The organism is Bacteroides ndongoniae (genome assembly GCF_900108345.1).
GTDB lineage: Bacteria > Bacteroidota > Bacteroidia > Bacteroidales > Bacteroidaceae > Bacteroides > Bacteroides ndongoniae.
The window spans coordinates 1-2,088 of sequence record NZ_FNVV01000003.1; the positions used below are offsets into that span (position 1 = coordinate 1).

The 2,088-nt window shown below is 35.2% G+C and carries 3 protein-coding genes; all 3 read left to right on the forward strand.

All coding sequences use genetic code 11. The features are described 5' to 3' along the window. Positions 1–309: 309 nt before the first annotated feature. The 3 genes from BQ5591_RS00025 (at position 310) to BQ5591_RS22135 (ending at position 2,050) form a co-directional block, all read left to right on the forward strand. Entirely contained in the window at positions 310–936 is a 627-nt protein-coding gene (locus BQ5591_RS00025) for a type IV toxin-antitoxin system AbiEi family antitoxin domain-containing protein (protein ID WP_071147960.1), read from the forward strand. Further along, positions 933–1,760: a nucleotidyl transferase AbiEii/AbiGii toxin family protein gene (locus BQ5591_RS00030; RefSeq protein WP_071147961.1), complete on the forward strand. Its 828-nt coding sequence runs from the start codon at positions 933–935 to the stop codon at positions 1,758–1,760. Before BQ5591_RS00025 ends, BQ5591_RS00030 begins: the two co-directional genes overlap by 4 nt. A gap of 74 nt (positions 1,761–1,834) precedes the next feature. Then, positions 1,835–2,050, forward strand: coding sequence for an AbiH family protein (locus tag BQ5591_RS22135; RefSeq protein ID WP_083380825.1), 216 nt, complete (start codon positions 1,835–1,837; stop codon positions 2,048–2,050). The last annotated feature ends 38 nt before the right edge of the window (positions 2,051–2,088 follow it).

Sequence of the window (2,088 nt, forward strand, 5' to 3'; positions counted from 1 at the left end):
AGACTCTGGAAACATAGTGATAATCGTTTAAATGTTATAATTGTTCACTATAAATTTAATACTTTTATCGCTATGTTCCTAATTTTCAGTGAAATATTTATTTGCTTATATCGAACTCACGTTATTTTTAAGTACTATGAGGTCTTTACAATCGGTGAATGATGAGAAATTTTAGAGAATAATCTACCTTTCCGGTAATCATTATGTGACAGCTGTCGCTATTTTTTAAGATTGTCTCAGCAGTAATATTTTGAATAGAAAAAGAATTCTCATTTCTTTTATTGTTCAAATTATTGCTATATTTGCAGTATGGATAGACAATTAAGTGAAATAGAAACCATTCCAGTAACGACTTCAATCATTGAATCGTTATATCCGGAACTGAAGTCTGCTAATAAGAAAGTAACTTGGCTCGAAAAACAAGGTGTTATCATCAGATTGAAGCGAGGACTTTATGTGATCAACCCTGAATATTCAGGAAAAACTCTGTCGAGTGAGTTGATCGCCAATCATCTCTATACACCTTCGTATATTTCAATGTCTACTGCACTACGATATTATGGACTTATTCCAGAGGCTGTATATGTTCATCAATCAATGACAGTAAAACATCCCCGAAGCTTTCAAACTCCAGTCGGCAATTATGACTACAAATATATTTCAAGAAAGGCATTTCCGATAGGAGTAAGGAGTATGAATAAAGGTGACTATGCGTTTCTTATTGCATCACCGGAAAAGGCTTTGTGTGATTTGATCGCCAATTCCTCAAAAGTCATTCTTCGTTATATGAAGGATGTAGAGATATATCTTGAGCAGGATATTCGTATGGATATGGATGAGTTCTATAATATGGACGCAACCATATTTGAAGATTATATTAATGTAGGCAAAAAGGCTGATTCAATTTCGACACTTTTAAAATTTTTAAGACGATGAAAAATGAAATATTCGACAATATGCTCTCCCGTTATGATTTAACAACGGAGCAACATAAGCGAAACGCTATATTTGAAGTTAACCAACAAATGATACTTGCAGGCCTGTATGCTGGGGGCTTCTTTGAGTCGGCTGCGTTTTATGGCGGAACTTGCCTGAGAATCTTTCATGGCTTGCAGCGTTTCAGTGAGGATATGGATTTCTCACTGCTTGCGCAAGATGACAAGTTCGATTTTACGAAATATTTTCCTGCTATCATTGATGCCTTTGCAATGGTAGGCCGTGAGGTTGAAATAAAGAAAAAAGATAAGAAGAATTTTGGAAAGGTCGAATCGGCATTTCTTAAAGATAATACCGATGTGTATGATGTGACTTTCCAAACAGAGAAGTCAATAAAGATAAAGATTGAAGTAGATACTTGTCCACCGTTGAACTTCAAAACGGAACAAAAGCTATTACTTCAGCCACATTCATTTATGACCCGCTGTTTTACACTTCCAGACTTGTTTGCAGGTAAGATGCATGCACTGGTCTATCGTGTGTGGAAGAATAGAGTCAAAGGTCGTGATTGGTACGATTTTGAATGGTATGTACGTCATAATGTTCCGTTAGATTTTACTCATTTGGCAGAACGATGCAAGCAGTTTAACAATGAGAATATAACTCCAGAGTTATTCAAAGAGAAACTCATTGAGCGTCTCTCTACAGCTGATATAAAACAAGTGAAAGAAGATGTATTGCCTTTCGTACGTAATCCAAAGGAACTTGATATTTGGTCAAATGATTATTTCGTGCAGTTGGCTGGGATGGTAAGAATGGCATAATACAACATTAAGCTTTAAAGATTAAGATATTTTCCTAATATGTTCAATCTGGAATTATAATAGAACGAAATGCAATGAAACATCTATACATAATCGGAAATGGTTTTGATATTCATACAGGGCTTGCTACACGATATGCAGATTTTCAACTATGGTTAGAGAATAACTATCCTTTCATTTACGAAAATATGCAGGTAGTCTGTAAGCATTCGAAGAAATGCACCTTTTACACTTTGAGGTTTGGTTGTAGCTTTGCGGCAGTGAATACAATCAAACCTCAATTATTATGAACAGACAAGAATTTGAAGAATTAGAATTGCAGGTGCAA

Excerpts from the sequence above, each read along its gene's own strand:
- BQ5591_RS00030 (WP_071147961.1), top strand. The coding sequence starts at position 933 with ATGAAAAATGAAATATTCGACAATATGCTCTCCCGTTATGATTTAACA.
- BQ5591_RS22135 (WP_083380825.1), top strand. The coding sequence starts at position 1,835 with ATGAAACATCTATACATAATCGGAAATGGTTTTGATATTCATACAGGG.
- BQ5591_RS00025 (WP_071147960.1), top strand. The coding sequence starts at position 310 with ATGGATAGACAATTAAGTGAAATAGAAACCATTCCAGTAACGACTTCA.